This is a genomic window from Telluria sp. ZT3P26 (assembly GCF_059686035.1).
This window is the reverse complement of record NZ_JCASII010000004.1, coordinates 282555-301780: the sequence shown is the minus strand read 5'-3', so window position 1 is coordinate 301780 and position 19226 is coordinate 282555. Positions and strand designations below refer to the sequence as shown.

The 19226-nt window shown below is 64.5% G+C and carries 18 protein-coding genes; 5 read left to right on the top strand and 13 right to left on the bottom strand.

Features of this window, described 5'->3' with window-relative positions:
• Positions 1 to 138: 138 nt before the first annotated feature.
• On the bottom strand, positions 139 to 1506 hold the full coding sequence (locus AC56LN_RS15095; RefSeq protein WP_499572868.1) for an MBL fold metallo-hydrolase: 1368 nt from the start codon (positions 1504 to 1506) through the stop codon (positions 139 to 141).
• Positions 1507 to 1702: 196 nt separating this feature from the next.
• Between AC56LN_RS15095 and AC56LN_RS15090 the strand changes: the two genes are divergently transcribed.
• From AC56LN_RS15090 to AC56LN_RS15075, 4 genes are all read left to right on the top strand, one after another.
• Positions 1703 to 2572, top strand: a complete 870-nt coding sequence (locus AC56LN_RS15090) for a prepilin peptidase (RefSeq protein WP_499572866.1) — start codon at positions 1703 to 1705, stop codon at positions 2570 to 2572.
• Positions 2569 to 3174, top strand: a complete 606-nt coding sequence (gene coaE, locus AC56LN_RS15085; RefSeq protein ID WP_499572864.1) for a dephospho-CoA kinase — start codon at positions 2569 to 2571, stop codon at positions 3172 to 3174. Before AC56LN_RS15090 ends, coaE begins: the two co-directional genes overlap by 4 nt.
• An 87-nt stretch (positions 3175 to 3261) precedes the next feature.
• Positions 3262 to 4017 carry a cell division protein ZapD gene (zapD, locus tag AC56LN_RS15080; RefSeq protein ID WP_499572862.1) on the top strand — a complete coding sequence of 252 codons (756 nt, stop codon included), beginning with the start codon at positions 3262 to 3264 and terminating at the stop codon, positions 4015 to 4017.
• A gap of 35 nt (positions 4018 to 4052) precedes the next feature.
• On the top strand, positions 4053 to 4256 hold the full coding sequence (locus tag AC56LN_RS15075; RefSeq protein WP_482897510.1) for a DNA gyrase inhibitor YacG: 204 nt from the start codon (positions 4053 to 4055) through the stop codon (positions 4254 to 4256).
• 15 nt (positions 4257 to 4271) lie between these two features.
• On the opposite strand, the gene AC56LN_RS15070 is transcribed toward AC56LN_RS15075, so the two are convergent.
• The 5 genes from AC56LN_RS15070 to secA all read right to left on the bottom strand — a co-directional run bounded on the left by AC56LN_RS15070 (position 4272) and on the right by secA (position 11229).
• Complete coding sequence (locus AC56LN_RS15070; protein ID WP_499572860.1) at positions 4272 to 5573, bottom strand: D-amino acid dehydrogenase; 1302 nt, start codon at positions 5571 to 5573, stop codon at positions 4272 to 4274.
• 10 nt (positions 5574 to 5583) lie between these two features.
• Positions 5584 to 6003 (bottom strand): NUDIX domain-containing protein, encoded by a 420-nt coding sequence (locus tag AC56LN_RS15065; RefSeq protein ID WP_499572858.1) that lies wholly within the window; start codon positions 6001 to 6003, stop codon positions 5584 to 5586.
• On the bottom strand, positions 6000 to 6887 hold the full coding sequence (locus AC56LN_RS15060) for an ATP-binding protein (protein ID WP_482897507.1): 888 nt from the start codon (positions 6885 to 6887) through the stop codon (positions 6000 to 6002). The genes AC56LN_RS15065 and AC56LN_RS15060 overlap by 4 nt, the downstream gene beginning before the upstream one ends.
• A 2-nt stretch (positions 6888 to 6889) precedes the next feature.
• Positions 6890 to 8128 carry a bifunctional glutamate N-acetyltransferase/amino-acid acetyltransferase ArgJ gene (gene argJ, locus AC56LN_RS15055; RefSeq protein WP_499572856.1) on the bottom strand — a complete coding sequence of 413 codons (1239 nt, stop codon included), beginning with the start codon at positions 8126 to 8128 and terminating at the stop codon, positions 6890 to 6892.
• A gap of 314 nt (positions 8129 to 8442) precedes the next feature.
• Positions 8443 to 11229, bottom strand: coding sequence for a preprotein translocase subunit SecA (secA, locus tag AC56LN_RS15050; protein ID WP_332533078.1), 2787 nt, complete (start codon positions 11227 to 11229; stop codon positions 8443 to 8445).
• A 280-nt stretch (positions 11230 to 11509) separates the two neighbouring features.
• Between secA and AC56LN_RS15045 the strand changes: the two genes are divergently transcribed.
• Entirely contained in the window at positions 11510 to 12001 is a 492-nt protein-coding gene (locus AC56LN_RS15045; RefSeq protein ID WP_499572854.1) for a DciA family protein, read from the top strand.
• An 18-nt stretch (positions 12002 to 12019) separates the two neighbouring features.
• Here the strand turns inward: AC56LN_RS15045 and lpxC are convergent, their stop codons facing one another.
• From lpxC to AC56LN_RS15010, 7 genes are all read right to left on the bottom strand, one after another.
• Positions 12020 to 12955, bottom strand: coding sequence for a UDP-3-O-acyl-N-acetylglucosamine deacetylase (gene lpxC / locus AC56LN_RS15040; RefSeq protein ID WP_499572852.1), 936 nt, complete (start codon positions 12953 to 12955; stop codon positions 12020 to 12022).
• A 52-nt stretch (positions 12956 to 13007) separates the two neighbouring features.
• Entirely contained in the window at positions 13008 to 13850 is an 843-nt protein-coding gene (locus AC56LN_RS15035; protein WP_499573297.1) for a DMT family transporter, read from the bottom strand.
• A 111-nt stretch (positions 13851 to 13961) separates the two neighbouring features.
• Entirely contained in the window at positions 13962 to 14465 is a 504-nt protein-coding gene (locus AC56LN_RS15030) for a peroxiredoxin (protein ID WP_332533075.1), read from the bottom strand.
• A 319-nt stretch (positions 14466 to 14784) separates the two neighbouring features.
• The gene (gene ftsZ, locus AC56LN_RS15025) at positions 14785 to 15984 is read right to left on the bottom strand and encodes a cell division protein FtsZ (protein WP_482897502.1); all 1200 of its coding nucleotides are present in this window, start codon (positions 15982 to 15984) and stop codon (positions 14785 to 14787) included.
• Between the two features lie 163 nt (positions 15985 to 16147).
• The gene (ftsA, locus tag AC56LN_RS15020; RefSeq protein ID WP_183557224.1) at positions 16148 to 17380 is read right to left on the bottom strand and encodes a cell division protein FtsA; all 1233 of its coding nucleotides are present in this window, start codon (positions 17378 to 17380) and stop codon (positions 16148 to 16150) included.
• 13 nt (positions 17381 to 17393) lie between these two features.
• Complete coding sequence (locus AC56LN_RS15015) at positions 17394 to 18230, bottom strand: cell division protein FtsQ/DivIB (protein ID WP_499572849.1); 837 nt, start codon at positions 18228 to 18230, stop codon at positions 17394 to 17396.
• 5 nt (positions 18231 to 18235) lie between these two features.
• The gene (locus tag AC56LN_RS15010) at positions 18236 to 19225 is read right to left on the bottom strand and encodes a D-alanine--D-alanine ligase (protein ID WP_499572847.1); all 990 of its coding nucleotides are present in this window, start codon (positions 19223 to 19225) and stop codon (positions 18236 to 18238) included.
• Position 19226: the final 1 nt, after the last annotated feature.

Below are 19226 nucleotides of genomic sequence, written 5' to 3'. Positions count from 1 at the left end.
TGTAATGACATAACCCCGGGTATTTCAACCCGTCTTATCGCGCAATATGGATGAGAGAAAATGCGGAGCCGGTCTGTATTCTGCCGGCATTACGGCGGGATATCATTGGCAGCACCGCAGTCAATTCGCGCGGTGCATTTACGGCAATGGTGTACGTATTACACGCCACGCCCAGACCAATATCGCACGTAGCAATATGCGGCCCAAAACCCCTGGCCGTTGCCGGTCCGGCATGCGCCCGCAAAGACGCTGAGGCAGAAAAAAACGCGCGAACGTCGACCAGCCATGCGCACGCCTACTGCGCCAACAGCCGCCGGCAACCGTCGTGTCGAACCCGTCCCCGGCGCGCAGCAGGTACAGCGCCGTCCCCGAACACATCGCGATATCGGCCGGTGCATCGCGCGCCAGGGGGCGCAGGCCATGCCGGTATGACAGCACGAGCGTCCGGTGCAGGTCGGGTAACGCGAGGTGCAGCGGGCGCACGACGCGGAGCCATTCCAGCAAGCTGGCCAGGCCGTAGAGGTGCACACTGGCGTGGTCTCGGTAAGCGGCAAACGCTTCTTTCAGCTCGGCCAGCGTGGCCTGGCCCGGGCGAGGCAACGGCGCGGGCTGCGCGCGCCAGCGCGCCATCCAGTGCACCAGCGCTGCGTCGTGCTGCGCGCACAATCTGGCCGGCGTCGCAGATGCCAGTTCAAACTGCGCGCCCGGCCGCATGAACCGGATGACGCCACGCAGCGCAGCCAGCCGTGGCGCGTCGAGCACATCCAGAGGCGTGGGAAGGCCATGGTTGCGCCACGCATTGTCGATGCGGCTGAACTGCGCGAACGAGGCGACCGGCACGATCAGCCGTGGCCGGAAAGCGTCGGCCTGGCACGCCAGGCGCGCGATGTCGCGTTCAGCCGCCGCCTGGCCCCGCGTGGCATCGTCGGGCCCGTCATGCCAGGCGAGGTCGGCAAAGCCGGTCAGCAACAGATCGACACGAATCTGCGCTGCGCGCAGTTGCGCGGCCACGCGGCGGCACGCGGTGGCAGTGGCCAGCGCCCGTTCGCCCAGGTGCAGCAGCGTATGGCGTCCGCACGCGATCAGGCAATATGACCCGGACTCGCCACTGGCATGGGCCGTCAGGCGCAAGCCGGGAGCCAGCGTGCGCGCCGCGCCGGCGGGGCATTCGGCAACGGCCAGATGGTGGCGCCGCAATGCGTCAGCCAGGCGCCAGTCGCCCTGGCGGCAGAGAAAAGTGGCGACGCCGCGAAAGTCGGCGCGAAAACGCTGTACGAACAGGCGCGACAGGTGATCCGGCCGGGCGCTGGAGCACCAGACAAAGACCGGCAAGCCGCTGGCATTGAGTTCGGCGATCAAGGCCGCGCTGCCGCCAGAATCGTCGAGCAGGCGGCAGGCATCGTTGTAGAGCGGGCCTTCGAGCCACGGGTCGGCCAGCAACAGCGCACTGTCGGTGCGCAGCAACCAGCTGGCATGGTTCAGGAATGTGAATGTCGGACTTGGCATGGGCGTGGTGAAACAGAGCATCGATGGATCGAGTCTGGTGGGTTGCTGGCGCAGCCTGCGTGAGGCGTCGCAATCGTGCGCGGGGACCGGCAAAGCGCTTCGCCAAACGGGGGAAACGCCCTACAATAAGGTTGTTCTACAGAATCTACCGTGCGGCCTGCCCGTACTGCACGCCACCTGACCCGAAACGACCGACATGCCTCTGGAATCCCTTTTGTTTGCACTCCCTGCGCAGCTTGCACCCACGCTGGTGGCGGCCCTCTTGGGCCTGTTGGTCGGCAGCTTCCTGAACGTCGTCATCTACCGCATCCCGAAGATGATGCAGCGTGAATCCGACAACTACGTCGCGCAGGAGAGCGGCCAGCCGCCACCTCACACGGATCGCTTCAACCTGACGGTGCCCCGCTCCGCCTGTCCGTGCTGCGGGCACCGGATCACGGCGCTGGAAAACATCCCGGTCATCAGCTACCTGGTTTTGGGCGGCAAGTGCCGCAAGTGCAAGACGCCGATTTCGCCGCGCTATCCGGCCGTCGAACTGTTCACCGCGATCGTCTCGGGCCTGCTGGTCTGGACCTTCGGCAGCGGCGCGATGGGCATGGCCAGCCTGCCCTTCGCGTGGCTGTTGATCGCGATGACCTTCATCGATTACGACACGCAGTTGCTGCCGGACGACCTGACCTACCCGTTGCTGTGGGCGGGCCTGCTCATCAACCTGAACGGCACCTTCGTGCCGCTGCACGACGCCGTGATCGGCGCCGCTGCCGGCTATCTCGTGCTGTGGTCCGTGTACTGGCTGTTCAAACTGGCCACTGGCAAGGAAGGCATGGGCTACGGCGACTTCAAGCTGCTGGCCGGCCTGGGCGCGTGGCTGGGCTGGACCGCGCTGCCGACGATCATCCTGCTGTCGTCGGTGGTCGGCGCGATCGTCGGCATCGGCCTGATCGTGTTTGCCAAGCGCGCACGCGACAAGGCAATCCCGTTCGGCCCCTACCTGGCGGCGGCGGGCCTGCTGACGATGCTGTACGGCGCGCAGCTGGGCGGCTTCACGGCGGGCCTGTTCGGATGACGCCGGTGTTTTCGGTAGGCCTCACCGGTGGCATCGGCTGCGGCAAGAGCACGGTGGCCGACCTGTTTGCCGCACTGGGCGCGACGATCGTCGACACCGACGTCATCGCCCATGCGCTGACCGCGCCGCAGGGTGCGGCGATGCCGGCCATCGTGGCCGAGTTCGGGCCCGACTTCGCGCAACCGGACGGCGCACTCGACCGCGCCCGCATGCGCACCCTCGTGTTTTCGGATGCCACCGCCCGCGCGCGGCTTGAAGCCATCCTGCATCCGCGCATCCGCGCCGCGACCGAGGCAGCCGGTCAAGCAGCCACGGGCGCCTACGTCATCTACGTCGTGCCGCTCTTGATCGAATCGGGCAGCTGGCGCGAACGCGTCACGCGCGTGCTGGCCATCGACTGCAGCGAAGACACGCAGGTGGCGCGCGTCATGCAGCGTAGCCAGCTCTCCGCCGACGAGGTACGCGCGATCATGGCCACCCAGGTCACGCGCGCACGGCGCCTGGCCGAAGCCGACGACCTCGTCGACAACGACAGCGGCCTGGACGCCCTGCAGGCGCAGGTGCAGGCATTGCATGAACGGTATCTCGCGTTAAGTGTGTAACAAGAGTGATGCAGGGTTTGTAATTTCTGGCCGCATGGTTCAGAATCACGCAGTTGCCTTCCCGCCTACATTCAGAGGAATGTCATTTTGATCGTCTACGAATATCCTTTCAACGAGCGGATTCGCACGTTGTTGCGGCTGGAAGACCTGTACGAGAAATTCAAGTTCTTCGTGCATCAGGAACACCCGATGCAGCACCACGTCGCGCTCGCGACGATCTTCGACATGCTGGAAGTGGCCGGCCGCGCCGACCTCAAATCCGACCTGCTGCAGGAACTCGAGCGCCAGAAGCAGTCGCTGCTCGCCTACCGCAGCAACCCGGCCGTCGTTGCCGAAACCCTCGACGCCGTGCTGGCCGAACTCGACACGGCCAGCAGCGCGCTGGTCGCGAGCCAGGGCAAGACGGGGCAGAACGTGCGCGAGAACGAGTGGCTCATGAGCATTCGCGGCCGCACGATCATTCCGGGCGGCGCCTGCGAGTTCGACCTGCCGTCGTACTTTGCCTGGCAAAAGCGCCCGTTCGAGAAACGCTTCGAGGACATCATGGGCTGGTTCGGCCCGCTCTCGCCGCTGCTCGAAGCACTGTCGCTGGTGCTGCGCCTGCTGCGCAATTCGGGCACGTCGGTCAAGCTGTTCGCCGCCGCCGGCAGCTACCAGCAGATGTTACAGGGTAAAATCTACCAGATGCTGCGCCTGACGCTCGACGAAACCACCGGCGCGATCCCCGAGATCTCGGCCAACAAGTACATGCTGTGGGTGCGCTTCACCAGCCAGGACGGCGACTGCAAGCCCAAGCCGCTCGAAGTAGATGTACCGTTCGACCTGACGCTTTGCAATTTCTGACTGCTATTTCTAATTGATTGGTAATTGACCGTACGATGACCGTTGTCTCCTGCCCTACCTGCAGCAAGAAAGTCGAATGGACCGAGGCGAACAAGTATCGCCCGTTCTGTTCCGAGCGCTGCAAGCAAATCGACCTGGGTGCCTGGGCCGAAGAAAAATTCGTCATCCCCGGCGCCGTGCCGGCCGACCCGCTCGATCCGTTCGACGAACCGCCGCCGCCACAGCCACCACAGCGCTGACCGCCGGATGCCCGGCTAGGTCCCGCTGCGGATCCCCTGCGGCACCACCACCGGCTTGTTTCGCCGCCCGTAGCGGTCCATGAACAGGCCTTCCAGGCCGATCTCCGGCTGCCTTCCCGACAGCATGTCGGCCAGCACGCGTCCCGAACCGCACGCCATCGTCCAGCCCAGCGTACCGTGGCCGGTATTGAGGAACAGGTTGCGGTACGGTGTCGGCCCGACCACCGGCGTGCCGTCCGGCGTCATTGGCCGCAGGCCGCACCAGAACGACGCTTTGGCGACGTCGCCGCCATCCGGGAACAGATCGGTCACCGAGTGTTCGAGCGTATCGCGCCGCGCCTGGTGCAGGCGCAGGTCGTAGCCTGCAATCTCGGCCGTGCCGCCCACGCGGATGCGGTCACCCAGGCGCGTGATCGCCACCTTGTAGGTCTCGTCCATCACCGTCGACTCGGGCGCGCCCGACGCATCCGTGATCGGCACCGTGATCGAGTAGCCCTTGACCGGATAGACGGGAACGTGGATGCCGATCTGGCGCAGCAACTGCGGCGAATAGCTGCCCAGCGCCATGACGAAGGCATCCGAGGTCAACGTGCCCTGGTCGGTGACGACGCCGGTGACGCGGTCGCCTTCGGTGGTGAGGCGATCAATCCTGACGCCGTAGCGGAACCTGACGCCCAGGCCCTCGGCCAGTCTGGCCAGGCCCTGCGTGAACTTGAAGCAGTCGCCCGTCTCGTCATTCGGCAGCAACAGGCCGCCGACATACTTGCCGGGCACCCGTGCCAGCGCCGGTTCGTAGCGCGTGCAGCCAGCCGGATCGAGCAACTCATACGCCACGCCGGACTGACGCAGCACCTCGGTATCCGTGTGCGCGCCGTCGAGCTGCTTCTGCGTGCGAAACAGCTGCAGCGTGCCCTGGCTGCGTTCGTCGTAGGCGATGCCGGTGTCACGCCGCAGCTGCACCAGCACGTCGCGGCTGTATTCGGCCAGGCGCACCATGCGCGTCTTGTTGACCTGGTAGCTGTGGGTATTGCAGTTGGCGAGCATCTGCAGGATCCAGCGCCACTGGTGCACATCGAGCTTCGGCCGGATCACCAGGGGGCTGTGCTGCATCGTCAGCCACTTGAGCGCCTTGGCCGGCACGCCCGGCCCAGCCCATGGCGTCGCGTAGCCGGGCGAGATTTCGCCGGCGTTGCCGAAGCTTGTTTCCAGGCCCGAATCGGGCTGGCGGTCGATAACGGTCACGTCATGCCCGGCCTGGGCCAGGAAATACGCCGATGCGGTTCCGATGACGCCACTGCCGAGAATGATGATCTTCATGAGGTGAACTTTACGTGTTGGCGTCCGGATAGCGGACGCGGTCGAGCCATTCGAGCAGCGGGATCGTCGCCGGCAGCAGCGGGCTGACGCCGTACGCGCCCTGCCAGGCAAAGGCTTGCCCTTCCAGGCTTTGCGGCGCGCCAATCCACTCGCGGCAGATGTAGAAATACAGGCGCACGTGGGCGTGCTCGTAGACGTGTTCGACGCAGCACCAGGCCTCCCCGCTCACGACCTGGACCCCGAGTTCTTCCATGAACTCGCGCTGCAGCGCCGCGAAGATGTCTTCGCCCGCTTCGACTTTCCCGCCCGGGAATTCCCAGTAGCCGGCATACGGCTTGCCGTCCGGGCGCTGGCCGAGCAGCACGTCGCCATCGGGGCGCATCAGCACACCGACGGCGACATCGACGGGTTTGGCTTTCACGGTATTCATGCGGCTTGATCCGGCAGCTTGCCTGCGTAGTCCTTGGCGAACTGCCATGCCACACGGCCCGAGCGCGAGCCACGCTGCAAGGCCCACTGCAGCGCTTCGGGCCGCGCCGCCGCGATCTGCTCCGGCGTGCAGCCGAAGCTGGCGAGCCAGTGGCCCGCGATCGCGAGGTAGTCGTCCTGGCGGAACGGGTAGAACGACAGCCACAAACCAAACCGTTCGGACAGCGAGATTTTCTCTTCGACCGTTTCGCCCGGATGCAGGTCGCCATCCGTGCCATGCTGGTAGCCGGCGTTGTCCGACATTTTCTCGGGCATCAGGTGGCGCCGGTTCGACGTCGCGTAGATCAGGACATTGTCGGACTGCGCCGAAATGCTGCCGTCAAGCGCGACCTTCAGCGCCTTGTAGCCGGCCTCGCCCTCTTCGAACGACAGGTCATCGCAAAAGATCACGAAGCGCTCGGGCCGACCCGCGACCAGGTCGACGATGTCGGGCAGGTCGGCCAGATCGGCCTTGTCGACTTCGATCAGGCGCAGGCCCTGGTCGGCGTAGCCGTTCAGGCAGGCCTTGATCAGCGACGATTTGCCGGTGCCGCGCGCGCCGGTCAGCAGCACGTTGTTGGCCGGGCGGCGCGCGACGAACTGGCGCGTATTCTGCTCGATCTGGCGCTTTTGCGCGGCCACGTGGTGCAGGTCGTCCAGGTTGATGGTCGACGCGTGCAGCACCGGCTGCAGGTAGTTGCCGGCACCACCCGCACGACGGCGCCAGCGGAAGGCCGTGCTGCGCTTCCAGTCCGGCTCACGGGCATGCGCGGCCGGCAGCACGGCTTCCAGACGCTCGAGCAGACCTTCGGCGCGGCGCAGGAACTGGTCCAGTGGCGACGTCAAGATCAGGACCGGTAATCGGCGTTGATCGTGACGTAGTCGTGCGACAGGTCGCAGGTCCAGACCGTGGCCGTGGCGTCGCCACGTGCGAGCTTGACGCGCACCGTGATCTCGGACTGCTTCATGATGCGCTGGCCGTCTTCTTCCTTGTAGTCGGGATTGCGGCCGCCCGCCTTGGCAACCCAGACGTCGTCCAGGTACAGGTCGAGCTTCGTGACATCCAGGTCGTCCACGCCGGCATAGCCGACAGCGGCCAGGATGCGGCCCAGGTTGGGGTCCGACGCGAAGAACGCGGTCTTCACCAGCGGCGAATGCGCGATCGCGTAGGCGATCTTGCGGCACTCGGCCACGTCGGCACCTTCGTCGACCGTGATGGTCATGAACTTGGTGGCGCCCTCGCCGTCGCGGATGATCTGCTGCGCCAGGTTGCGCGAGATGTCGGTCACGGCGTCTTTCAGTGCTTCGTAGTCGGCGCCTTCGGCCTTGTCGATCACGAGCGAACCGGCGCCGGTGGCGACGATGATGAACGAATCATTGGTCGACGTGTCGCCATCGATCGTGATCGCGTTGAACGAATGGTCGGCGGCATGCTTGACCAGTTCATCGAGCACCGGCTGCGCGACCTTGGCGTCGAACGCCAGGTAGCCCAGCATCGTGGCCATGTTCGGCTTGATCATGCCGGCGCCCTTGCTGATGCCGCTCATCGTGACGGTGTGCCCGCCGATGGTGACGGTGCGCGATGCGGCCTTCGGCTGCGTGTCGGTGGTCATGATCGCCTCGGCGGCGTTGTACCAGTTGTCCGCCTTCAGGTTCGACACCGCGGCCGGCAGGCCGGCGACGACTTTCTGCAGCGGCAGCTGTTCCAGGATCACGCCAGTCGAAAACGGCAGCACCTGGCCCGGCTCGATATCCAGCAGCCTGGCCAGCTCGGCGCAGGTGGCCTGCGCATTTGCCAGGCCCTCTTCGCCCGTGCCGGCGTTGGCATTGCCGGTATTGACCACCAGCGCGCGGATCGGCGCGCCGCCATTCTTGACGGCAGCCAGATTGGCCTTGCTGACCTGGACTGGCGCGGCGCAGAAGCGGTTCAGCGTGAACACGCCGGCGACAGTGGCGCCTTCGGCCACGCGCATGACGAGGATGTCCTTGCGGTTGGGCTTCTTGATGCCGGCTTCAGCGAAACCGATCTCGATACCGTTGACGGGTTTCAGGTCGGCTGCGACTGGCAGGGGGGAATTGACGGCCATGGTGATCTCGCTGGAAAAATTCGAATCGCTTATTGTAACGGCACGATCCTCCGGTACGAAATTGCGGGCCAAAATAAACCCGCCGCGTTTCCCTCCGCTTTCCCTTGATGCGTAGGGTGGACGGGTCTTTCCGTCCACGCGGTGATGGTTGGCAGCCGGGTCATCCGGCAGTAAAACGAAGGGCCTTCTCGGGGTATCGACCGGTAACGATCACCGCGTGGACGGCATAGCCGTCCACCCTGCGCCATCAGCCCCCAAAATAGAAAACGGCCGGGTTTCCCCGGCCGCCTTTCACTGCTACCTGCCTGCTGCGCTTACGCCAGCTTGCCGTGGCACTGCTTGAACTTCTTGCCGCTGCCGCAAGGGCATGGGTCGTTGCGGCCGACCTTCACGCCCATGTAGCTGCTATGGTCTTCGGCCGAGACCGCGTCGCCTTCGCCATCCTTGTTCGGGTTCGGATTGAACAGCTCTTCCGGCGCGGCCGACGGGTTGTAGTCGGCGTGCTGGTAGTTGACGTTCTCGAGCTGGGCCGCTTGCGCTGCCATCGCTGCTTCGGCGGCTTCGACTTCTTCGCGCGACTGGATGTGGACCGTCATGACCGTACGGATCACTTCGTTCTTGATCAGGTCGAGCATGTTCGAGAACAGCTCAAACGCTTCGCGCTTGTATTCCTGCTTCGGGTTCTTCTGTGCATAGCCGCGCAGGTGGATACCCTGGCGCAGGTGGTCCAGCGCCGCGAGGTGTTCGCGCCAGTGGGTGTCGACGCTCTGCAGCATGACGTTGCGCTCAAAACCACCGAACGATTCGCGGCCCACGATGCCGACCTTGCTGTTGTACGACGTTTCCGCCGCCGTCAGCACGCGCTCGAGCAGGTCGTCGTCGTTCAGGTTCGGCTCGTCCTGCAGCATCTGCTGCAGCGGCACGTTCAGGCTCCACTCGCCCGCCAGCGTCGTTTCCAGCGTCTTGACGTCCCACTGTTCTTCGACCGATTCGGCCGGCACATGGAGGCGCACCTGGTCCGTGAACACGCCCACGCGCAGCGAATTGATCATCTCGCTGATGTCGGTCGCTTCGAGCAGTTCGTTACGCTGAGTGTAGATCACCTTGCGCTGGTCGTTGGCGACGTCGTCGTACTCGAGCAGCTGCTTGCGCACGTCAAAGTTGCGGGCCTCGACCTTGCGCTGGGCCGACTCGATCGAGCGCGAGACGATGCCCGCTTCGATCGGTTCGCCTTCCGGCATCTTCAGGCGGTCCATGATCGCGCGCACGCGGTCGCCCGCGAAGATGCGCAGCAGCGCGTCGTCCAGACACAGGTAGAAGCGGGACGAACCCGGATCGCCCTGACGCCCCGAGCGGCCGCGCAGCTGGTTGTCGACGCGGCGCGATTCGTGACGCTCGGTGCCGATGATGTGCAGGCCGCCGGCATTGACCACGTGGTCGTGCAGCGATTGCCACTCGTCGCGCAGCGTCTGCGACTGGGCTGCTTTTTGCTCAGGGGTCAGGTTGCCATCGGCTTCGATGAGCTGGATCTGCTTGCCCATATTGCCGCCCAGGACGATGTCGGTACCACGGCCAGCCATATTGGTGGCGATGGTGATCATCTTCGGACGGCCTGCCTGCGCGACGATTTCCGCTTCGCGTGCGTGCTGCTTCGCGTTCAGGACGTTGTGCGGCAGGTTGGCCTTGGTCAGGATGCCAGACAGGAGCTCGGAGTTCTCGATCGAGGTGGTACCCACCAGGACCGGCTGGCCGCGCTCGTAGCAGTCGCGGATGTCCATGACCATCGCGTTGTACTTCTCGTCGGACGTCTTGTAGACCTGATCCTGGCGGTCCTTGCGCTGCGACGGCCGGTTCGGCGGGACGACGACGGTTTCGAGGCCGTAGATTTCCTGGAATTCGAAGGCTTCGGTGTCGGCAGTACCGGTCATGCCGGCCAGCTTGCCGTACATGCGGAAGTAGTTCTGGAACGTGATCGAGGCCAGCGTCTGGTTCTCGTTCTGGATGCGCACGCCCTCTTTCGCTTCGACGGCCTGGTGCAGGCCGTCCGACCAGCGGCGGCCCGTCATCAGGCGGCCGGTGAATTCGTCGACGATGACGACTTCGTTGTTCTGCACCACGTAGTGCTGGTCCTTGTGGTACAGGACGTGGGCGCGCAGCGCCGCGTACAGGTGGTGGATCAGCGTGATGTTGCCGGCGTCGTACAGCGACGCGCCTTCAGGCAGCAGGCCCATCTCGGTCAGGATCGCTTCGGCGTGCTCGTGGCCCGATTCGGTCAGCAGCACGGTGTGCGCTTTCTCGTCCTTCAGGTAGTCGCCCGGGACTTCGATCTTGCCCTTGCCGTCCGGGGTTTCTTCGCCGATCTGCTGGACCAGCTGCGGCGGCACCGCGTTCAGGCGGATGTACAGGTCAGTGTGGTTCTCGGCCTGACCTGAGATGATGAGCGGCGTACGCGCTTCATCGATCAGGATCGAGTCGACTTCATCGACCACCGAGAAATTCAGGCCGCGCTGGACGCGCTCGCGCAGGTCGTAGACCATGTTGTCGCGCAGGTAGTCGAAGCCGAATTCGTTGTTGGTGCCGTACGTGATGTCCGAGCTGTAGGCTTTCTGCTTGCTGTCGTGGTCGAGCTGCGACAGGTTGACACCGGTGCTCAAGCCCAGCCAGCCGTACAGCTGGCCCATCTGGTCAGCATCGCGCTGCGCCAGGTAATCGTTGACGGTAATGACGTGCACGCCCTTGCCCGACAAGCCGTTCAGGTAGACCGGCAGCGTGGCCATCAGGGTCTTGCCCTCGCCCGTGCCCATCTCCGCGATCTTGCCCTGGTGCAGGACCATGCCGCCGATCAGCTGGACGTCGAAGTGGCGCATCTTCATGACGCGCTTGGCCGCTTCGCGGCAGACGGCGAACGCTTCCGGCAGGATCTCGTCGAGGGTCGTGCCCTTGGCCAGCCGGTCCTTGAATTCAGGCGTCTTGGCTTGCAGTTCCGCGTCCGAGAGCTGCTCCATCTGTGGCTCGAGCGCGTTGATGACACGCACGGTCTTTTGATATTGCTTGAGCAGTCGCTGGTTGCGACTGCCGAAAATCTGGGTCAGGAATGACATGCTTGGTTTCTAGTATTAAATACGCCGCAATAGACGCCAATGAGGGAGCCAAGATGATATCAAACAGATTTCACCAAAGACCGCGTTAGGCAAATAACCACTGATTTTATCATGCGATTCGGCCACACTTGGGGATCGTGGGCAGGATAACAAGTCCCGCAGGGACAGAAACGTTATCAGACTGCCTTGTATGGCCTGTAAAATCCCACCCTGCATTGCCCGGGGGCCGACGCCGCGCCGGGGTTTCCCCATCTGCAGCGCGCTGTGGTATGTTCCGAGCATGCAGCAATCTCCCCCAAAGCGCCCGGTCCATATCTTCGGCACCAAGAACCGGCAGACCTCGCACGCCGCCACCGATTTCCTGCGCTCGAACGACCGGCTGGCCAGCCTGATGCCGGCCATCACGCGCATGGCGCGCCTGCAGTCCGATTGCGCTGCGGCGCTGCCGGCCGTGTTTCACAACTGCGATGTGCTGTCGTTCCAGGAGGGCGTATTGATTCTGGCGGTGCCCAGCTCGGCGCTGGCGGCGCGGCTCAAGCAGATGCTGCCCAAGCTGCAGACCACGCTCATCGGGCGCGGCTGGCAGGTGGAATCGACCCGCATCAAGGTGCAGGTCACGCGTGCGCTGCCCGACAAACCCGAGATGCGCACGTTAGAGCTGCCGCCGACGGCGGTGCGCGCATTCGAGGAACTGGCGGCATCGCTGCCGGACGACAAGCACAACCGCGACCTGGTGGCCGCGCTCAGGGCGCTGGCGGCGAAGAGAAAATGAGTGCAGGTAAAGCCGGGATCAGCTCTGCGCCCACTCCCGCGTCATCTGCTTGACGTACGATGGCGGCGCGGTATCGAGCGCATCGAAGCTGACGATCTCGTACGAATCCGGCTGCGCCAGCAAGGCGCGCAGCAGGTCGTTGTTGAGCGCGTGGCCCGACTTGTGGGCCGTGTAGCTGGCCAGCAGCGGATGGCCGACCAGGTACAGGTCACCGATCGCGTCGAGGATCTTGTGGCGCACGAATTCATCCTCGTAACGCAGGCCGTCGGCATTCAGGATGCGGTATTCATCCATCACGATCGCGTTCTCGAACGAGCCGCCGCGCGCCAGGCCCATGCCACGCAGGCTTTCCACGTCCTGCATGAAGCCGAACGTGCGCGCACGCGCCACGTCGCGCACATAGGTGATGTCGCCGAAGTCCACGCTCGCGCGCTGCATCGTGCCATCGACCGCCGGGTGATTGAATTCGATGAAGAAGTCGAGCTTGTAGCCGTTGTGCGGCGACAGGCGCGCCCACTTTTCGCTGGCGCCGCTGCCCTGGCGGACTTCGACGTCCTTCAGTACGCGGATGAATTTGCGGGCCGACGGCTGCTCTTGCACGCCGGCCTGCTGCAGCAGGAACACGAACGACGATGCCGAACCGTCCATGATCGGGATTTCCTCGGCCGTCACGTCGATGACGAGGTTGTCGATGCCCAGGCCGGCGCAGGCCGACATCACGTGTTCGACGGTCGAGACGCGCGCATCGTCCTTGATCAGGACCGACGCCATGCGCGTGTCGCCCACGACGTGCGCGGAGCTGGGAATGGACACGATCGGATCGAGATCGACCCGGCGAAACACGATGCCCGTGTCCGGACCGGCCGGGCGCAGCGTGAGTTCGACCTTGCGGCCCGAGTGCAGTCCGACGCCGGTGGCGCGGACCAGTTCCTTGATGGTTCGTTGTTTCAGCATGGATCGATTATAGCCCAGCGTCTCCGGCGCTGCTGCGCCCCTCCCCTGCGCCTCAAGGATGCTCGGCTTCGATGTGCTCTTTCTCGTGGCGGATCAGATACAGGCCGCTGCCGATGATGATGGCCGCGCCCAGCAGCGTGTAGCTATCGGGCAGCGCACGCCACAACAGCCAGTCCAGCCCCACGCCCCAGGCCAGCGCCGAATACTCGAACGGCGCCACGCTCGACGCTTCGCCGCGCGAAAACGCTTCCGTGATCGCCAGCTGGCCGATGAAGCCCGACACCGCCAGGCCGCACAGCAGCGGGATTTCAGCGGCCGGCATCGGCACCCAGTCGGGCGCCGCCAGCGCGCCCGCGCCAATGGCGATCAGCACGATCAGCCAGAACACCGTGTGCTCGCTGCGGTCAGTGCGTGACAGCACGCGCACCGTGATCGCCGAGACGGCGTAGCAGGCGGCCGACCCCAGCACCGCCAGGCCGCCCACCGTCAGGAAACCCGCGCCGCTGGGACGCAGCACCACCAGCACGCCAATCAGCCCGACGCCGATGGCGAGCCAGCGCGCCAGGTCGACGCGCTCGCGCAGCAGCAAGACCGACAAGGCCGTGATCAGGGCCGGCGCAATGAAGAAAATGGAATACGCTTCGGCCAGCGACAGCTTCTGCAGGCCGAACGCGAACAGCGCCAGCATCAGGATGCCCAGGCCACCACGCAGGAAATGCATCGACCAGCGCACCCGGAAGATCCCGGCAAACGCGCCGCGCCAGGCCACGTACAGGGCAATCAGCGGCAGCGAGCAGATGGCGCGCAATGCGGCGACCTGCAACGCCGGGTAGCGCGCCGACAGCAGCTTCATGGTCGTGTCCATCAAGGCGAACATGAAGACGGCGAGCAGCATCGCGTAGATGCTGTACAGGTTTCCTGATGGGCGCTTCACGGTGAGATTGTCCTGGTTGGCGGTAAAAAAAACGGCGCCGCAGCGCCGTTCGTCATGCGGTCACGGGCGAAATCAGCCCAGCTTTTCCAGCATCGCTTCCGCGCTCGACGCTTCGACGCCCTTGGCATCCAGGTCCAGCGTCTTGACCACGCCGTCTTCCACCAGCATCGCGTAGCGCTTCGAGCGCACGCCCATGCCGTGGGCCGAGTAGTCGTTGTCCAGGCCCAGTGCCTTGGTGAACGTGGCGTTACCGTCGGCCATCATGCGCACGATGCCGGTGGCTTTCTGGTCGCGGCCCCAGGCGCCCATCACGAATGCGTCGTTGACCGAGATGCACCAGATTTCATCGACGCCCTTGGCTTTGAGCGCGTCAGCGTGCTTGACGTAGCCCGGCACGTGCTGCACCGAGCAACCCGGCGTGAAGGCACCAGGCAGGCCGAAGATGACGATCTTCTTGCCCTTGACCAGATCGGCGACCTGGAACGTGTTCGGGCCCAGGCTGCAGCCTGCAGTTTCGTTCTCGATGAATTCGGCCAGCGTGCCGTCGGGCAGGCGTTCGCCAATCTGGATGCTCATGTTCGCTCCTGTGAATGTTGTGTGAATCCTGCCATTATCGCCGATCCGGGAGGGGTGTGCAGGGCATTGCATCGGCAGTTGGCCACTCCCCCCACCACGTCGTTCCCGCGAAGGCGGGAACCCAAGTTTGCACGCGCAGCCACAGTTGCCATGCATAGCGCAGTGCTGAGGACTTGGATTCCCGCCTCCGCGGGAATGACGTGTGATGGCAGCTGGCCGACAGGGCTGGAAGCAGCGCGCCAGCAGCGCGCAAACAAAAAGGCCAGCTTGCGCTGGCCTCTTCAACTCTGGTCAGCCTGCGCCGACCATCATGCGAACATCAGTCCGCCTGCTTGCGCAGGAACGCCGGAATGTCGTAGGTCTCGACGCCATTGCGCTGCATTGCCTGCACCTGCTCCGATGCCTGCTCGCGGCGCCATACGGCCGGCTGCTTCATGCCGCCCAGCGCGTCGGCGCTGGCCTTGCCGGCGGTCAGGCCGCCGGCCACCGCTGCGGCGCCCTGCATCACTGGCGCGTCGTAGGTACCGGTGCGCATGACCTGCTGCGGCTGCACCAGCTGGATCGACTTCTTGTTCTTGCCCAGGCCCGTCGCGACCACGGTCACGCGGATCTCGTCGCCCATCGCGTCGTCGTAAGCGATACCCTGTGCGATCGACGCGTCCGGCGCGGCGAAGGCGCGCACGGCGGCCATGACTTCCTTGATCTCTTTACCTTTCAGGCCACGGCTTGCGGTCACGTTGACCAGCACGCCCTTGGCGCCCGACAGGTCGATACCGTCCAGCAGCGGCGAAGCGACAGCCTGCTCGGCAGCGATGCGCGCGCGATCGACGCCGGCGGCGGTCGCGGTGCCCATCATGGCCTTGCCCTGCTCGCCCATGATCGTCTTGACGTCGTTGAAGTCGACGTTGATATGGCCCGGCACATTGATGATCTCGGCGATACCGGCCACCGCGTTGTTCAGGACATCATCGGCGTGCTGCATCCAGTCGAGCATGCTTTCGTCTTCGTAGATGTCTTCCAGTTTTTCGTTCAGGATGACGATCAGGGAGTCGACGTGCTTGGTCAGTTCTTCGAGGCCCGCTTCAGCCACGTCCATGCACTTCTGGCCTTCGTACGAGAACGGCTTGGAGACGACAGCGACGGTCAGCGCGCCCAGCGACTTGGCCACTTCGGCCACGATCGGTGCGGCGCCGGTGCCGGTGCCGCCGCCCATGCCGGCAGCGATGAACACCATGTGCGCGCCGCGCAGTGCGTCTTCGATGCGCGAGCGCGATTGTTCGGCGAGCTGGCGACCGACTTCAGGACGCATCCCTGCGCCCAGGCCGGAGTCGCCGATCTGGATGATGTTGTTCGCGCCCGATACTGCCAGGGCCTGCGCGTCCGTGTTCGCGGCGATGAACTCGACACCGGATACACCTTTATTGATCATGTGCTGAACCGCGTTGCCGCCGGCGCCACCGACGCCAACGACCTTGATCACGGTCCCCAGTGCTGCGTTATCGACCATATCGAACTCCATGATGTGCTCCCTAATTTTCAAAGTGCAGTTCCGGGAACGAGGCCTGTGCGTATCTGGTTCGCCGCCTCAAACCGGTATCTGCGATTGTATGTAAAAAACTGTAATTGGTGATGAAATTTCGCTACCTAATTTGTTACCAAGTGCTAGTGCGATTGCATGTGCGTCAGAAGTTCCCCGCGATCCACTCCTTCATGCGTTGCCAGACTGCCTTCACCGAACCATCCTGGCGCGTGACGATGTGTCCGCGCAGGTACTGTTTCTTTGCTTCGAGCAGCAGGCCAAGCACGGTGGCGTAGCGGGGGCTGCGCACCACGTCGGCCAATTGCCCGCGGTAGTCCGGCGTGCCGAGGCGTGCCGGTTTGAGGAAGATGTCTTCCGCCATTTCGATCATGCCGGGCATGATCGCGCTGCCGCCAGTCAGGACGATGCCGGACGACAGCACGCCTTCATAGCCCGATTCGCGCACGGCCTGGTGCACCATCGCGAACAGCTCCTCCACCCGGGGCTCGATCACGGCCGCCAGCGCCTGGCGCGACAAGGCGCGCGGGCCGCGGTCACCGAGACCTGGCACTTCGAGTGTCTCGCCCGGGTCGGCCAGTACCTGCTTGGCCACCCCGTAGCGGATCTTGATATCTTCGGCTTCGCCAGTCGGCGTGCGCAGTGCCATGGCGATGTCGCTGGTGATCTGGTCGCCCGCGATCGGGATGACGGCCGTGTGGCGGATCGCGCCGTCCGAGAACACCGCGATGTCGGTGGTGCCGCCGCCGATGTCGATCAGCACCACGCCCAGTTCCTTTTCGTCGACCGTCAGCACCGCATCGGCGGACGCCATCGGCTGCAGGATCAGGTCCGAGACCTCGAGACCGCAACGGCGCACGCACTTTACAATGTTTTGCACTGCGGAGACCGCACCGGTGACAATGTGCACCCGCACTTCGAGGCGGATGCCGCTCATGCCGATCGGCTCGCGCACGTCTTCCTGGTTGTCGACGATGAATTCCTGCGGCACCGTGTGCAGCAATTGCTGGTCGGTCGGGATGTTCACCGCCTTGGCCGTCTCGATCACGCGCGCCACGTCGGTCGCCGTGACTTCCTTCTCCTTGATCGCCACCATCCCGCTCGAATTGAACGAACGGATATGGCTGCCGGCGATGCCCGCGTAGACGTTGCGGATCTTGCAATCCGCCATCAGCTCGGCCTCTTCCAGCGCGCGCTGGATCGATTCGACGGTGGCCTCGATGTTGACGACCACGCCTTTCTTCAATCCCCTGGACTCGTGCTGACCCAGCCCGATCACCTCGTGGCGTCCGTCGGACATCACTTCGGCGACCACGGCCACCACCTTGGAGGTGCCGATGTCGAGACCGACGATCAGGTTTTTCGCGTCTTTTGTCATTGCTGTAGCCTGCTCAGATTTGCTTGGTTGTTGTATTGGTTTTTGTGTTCGGTGCGGCTTTGGGTTTCTTGGCTGCCTTGACCGGCTTCGTCGCATCCAGCGGCACATTCAGCGCCGCCGACGACAAGGCCAGTCCGTTCGGATAGCGCATATCGATCGTGTCGATACGGCCTTCCTGCAGCCGGGCCACCAGCTGCGGGTACACGCCGACCAGGCGCGCGACGCGCTTGTTCAACGTGTTGCGATCCTGTTCGCGTCCCAGTTCGACGCTCATGCCATTATCCAGCTTCACGGTCCATGCATAGCGATTCGATAGCGACAACGCGTGCGGCACCAGTGCCACCTTGGCAAACGACGTGCGCAATTCATTGAAGCGCGCCAGCACGTCCTTCTCGCTGCCCACCGGGCCATCGAATTCCGGCAGCGTCTGTTCATCGTCAGCTTCGGCGATATTGGCCGTAAACACGTCACCCTTGACCGACAGCAGGCGGCCTTCGTCGCCCCAGGTGCCGAGCGCCTCGTGCTCTTCGACTTCGACCACCAGCGCGTTGGGCCATTCGCGGCGCACTGTTGCGCGGCGCACCCAGGGCACGGTCTCGAACGTCGCGCGTACCTGCTCCAGGTCGGCGGTGAAGAAGTTGCCGCGAATCTTGCCGACCACGCCGTTACGCACGGTCAGCTCGTTCACGTGTTTCAGGTCGATCCCGTACATGCTCTCCACCGTCACCGAGCCCAGTGCGAACATCGGGCGCTGCGACAGCCACCAGACGCCGGACACCAGCGAGGCGAGCACCGTCAGCGCCGTCAGGAAGCTGGCGGTTGCGTTGAGGGAGCGGACGTCATGCCACATCGCTGTCAGTCCTTCACTTCCGGTTGAGCACCCCGGTTGCCCATCTTGAGCCGCGCCGAACGCAGGATCTCGACGCACAGGTCTTCGTAGCCGATCCCCACCGCGCGCGCCGCCATCGGCACCAGCGAGTGCGTCGTCATGCCCGGGGACGTGTTCACCTCGAGCAGGAACGGACGCATGTCGCTCTCGCGCACCAGCACGTCCACGCGCCCCCAGCCTTCGCAACCGATCGCGCGGTAGGCGTTCACCGCGTGACGCTGGATCTCCTGCGTCAGTTCGTCGGGCAGCGGCGCCGGGCAGTGGTACTGCGTGTCGTCGGTGAAGTACTTGTTCTGGTAGTCGTACTTGCCTTCGGGCGCGACGATCTCGACGATCGGCAGCGCGCGGGCGGCGGCGCCGTGCCCCAGTACGGCGACCGTGAATTCACGGCCGGTCACGAACTGCTCGACCAGCACCGCATCGTCCATGCTGGCCACGAGCGCGATCGCGTCGGCCAACTGGTCACGATCGGTGACCTTGGTGATGCCGATGCTCGAGCCTTCGAGCGGCGGCTTGACGATCAGCGGCAGGCCAAGTTCGGCCACCAGCGCATCCAGATCGGTGTCGGCGTCGACCGTCGCGTACTTCGGCGTTGGCACGCCTTCCATCAGCCACAGCTTCTTGGTGGTGATCTTGTCCATGCCGACGCTCGAGGCCATCACGCCGCTGCCCGTGTACGGAATGCCCAGCTGCTCGAGGGCGCCCTGCAGGCTGCCATCTTCGCCGTAGCGGCCGTGCAGTGCGATGAAGACGCGGTCAAAACCCTGCGCCGCCAGGTCGGCCAGGCTGTGCGTGCCCGGATCGAACGGGTGCGCATCGATGCCGCGGCTTTTCAAGGCCTGCAGCACGCCGTTGCCGGAAATGAGCGAGATTTCGCGCTCGGCCGAGCGGCCGCCGAACAGGACGCCGACCTTGCCGAAGACGGCGGCATCGAGAAGTTGAATGGTCGTCGTCATG

Coding starts and splice junctions, on each gene's coding strand:
- AC56LN_RS15075 (WP_482897510.1), top strand. CDS start 4,053: ATGACCGTTGTCTCCTGCCCTACCTGCAGCAAGAAAGTCGAATGGACC.
- AC56LN_RS15070 (WP_499572860.1), bottom strand. CDS start 5,573: ATGAAGATCATCATTCTCGGCAGTGGCGTCATCGGAACCGCATCGGCG.
- coaE (WP_499572864.1), top strand. CDS start 2,569: ATGACGCCGGTGTTTTCGGTAGGCCTCACCGGTGGCATCGGCTGCGGC.
- AC56LN_RS15015 (WP_499572849.1), bottom strand. CDS start 18,230: ATGTGGCATGACGTCCGCTCCCTCAACGCAACCGCCAGCTTCCTGACG.
- ftsZ (WP_482897502.1), bottom strand. CDS start 15,984: ATGGAGTTCGATATGGTCGATAACGCAGCACTGGGGACCGTGATCAAG.
- AC56LN_RS15045 (WP_499572854.1), top strand. CDS start 11,510: ATGCAGCAATCTCCCCCAAAGCGCCCGGTCCATATCTTCGGCACCAAG.
- AC56LN_RS15010 (WP_499572847.1), bottom strand. CDS start 19,225: ATGACGACGACCATTCAACTTCTCGATGCCGCCGTCTTCGGCAAGGTC.
- AC56LN_RS15030 (WP_332533075.1), bottom strand. CDS start 14,465: ATGAGCATCCAGATTGGCGAACGCCTGCCCGACGGCACGCTGGCCGAA.
- lpxC (WP_499572852.1), bottom strand. CDS start 12,955: ATGCTGAAACAACGAACCATCAAGGAACTGGTCCGCGCCACCGGCGTC.
- AC56LN_RS15090 (WP_499572866.1), top strand. CDS start 1,703: ATGCCTCTGGAATCCCTTTTGTTTGCACTCCCTGCGCAGCTTGCACCC.
- AC56LN_RS15095 (WP_499572868.1), bottom strand. CDS start 1,506: ATGCCAAGTCCGACATTCACATTCCTGAACCATGCCAGCTGGTTGCTG.
- AC56LN_RS15065 (WP_499572858.1), bottom strand. CDS start 6,003: ATGAATACCGTGAAAGCCAAACCCGTCGATGTCGCCGTCGGTGTGCTG.
- argJ (WP_499572856.1), bottom strand. CDS start 8,128: ATGGCCGTCAATTCCCCCCTGCCAGTCGCAGCCGACCTGAAACCCGTC.
- AC56LN_RS15035 (WP_499573297.1), bottom strand. CDS start 13,850: ATGCTGCTCGCCGTCTTCATGTTCGCCTTGATGGACACGACCATGAAG.
- secA (WP_332533078.1), bottom strand. CDS start 11,229: ATGTCATTCCTGACCCAGATTTTCGGCAGTCGCAACCAGCGACTGCTC.
- ftsA (WP_183557224.1), bottom strand. CDS start 17,380: ATGACAAAAGACGCGAAAAACCTGATCGTCGGTCTCGACATCGGCACC.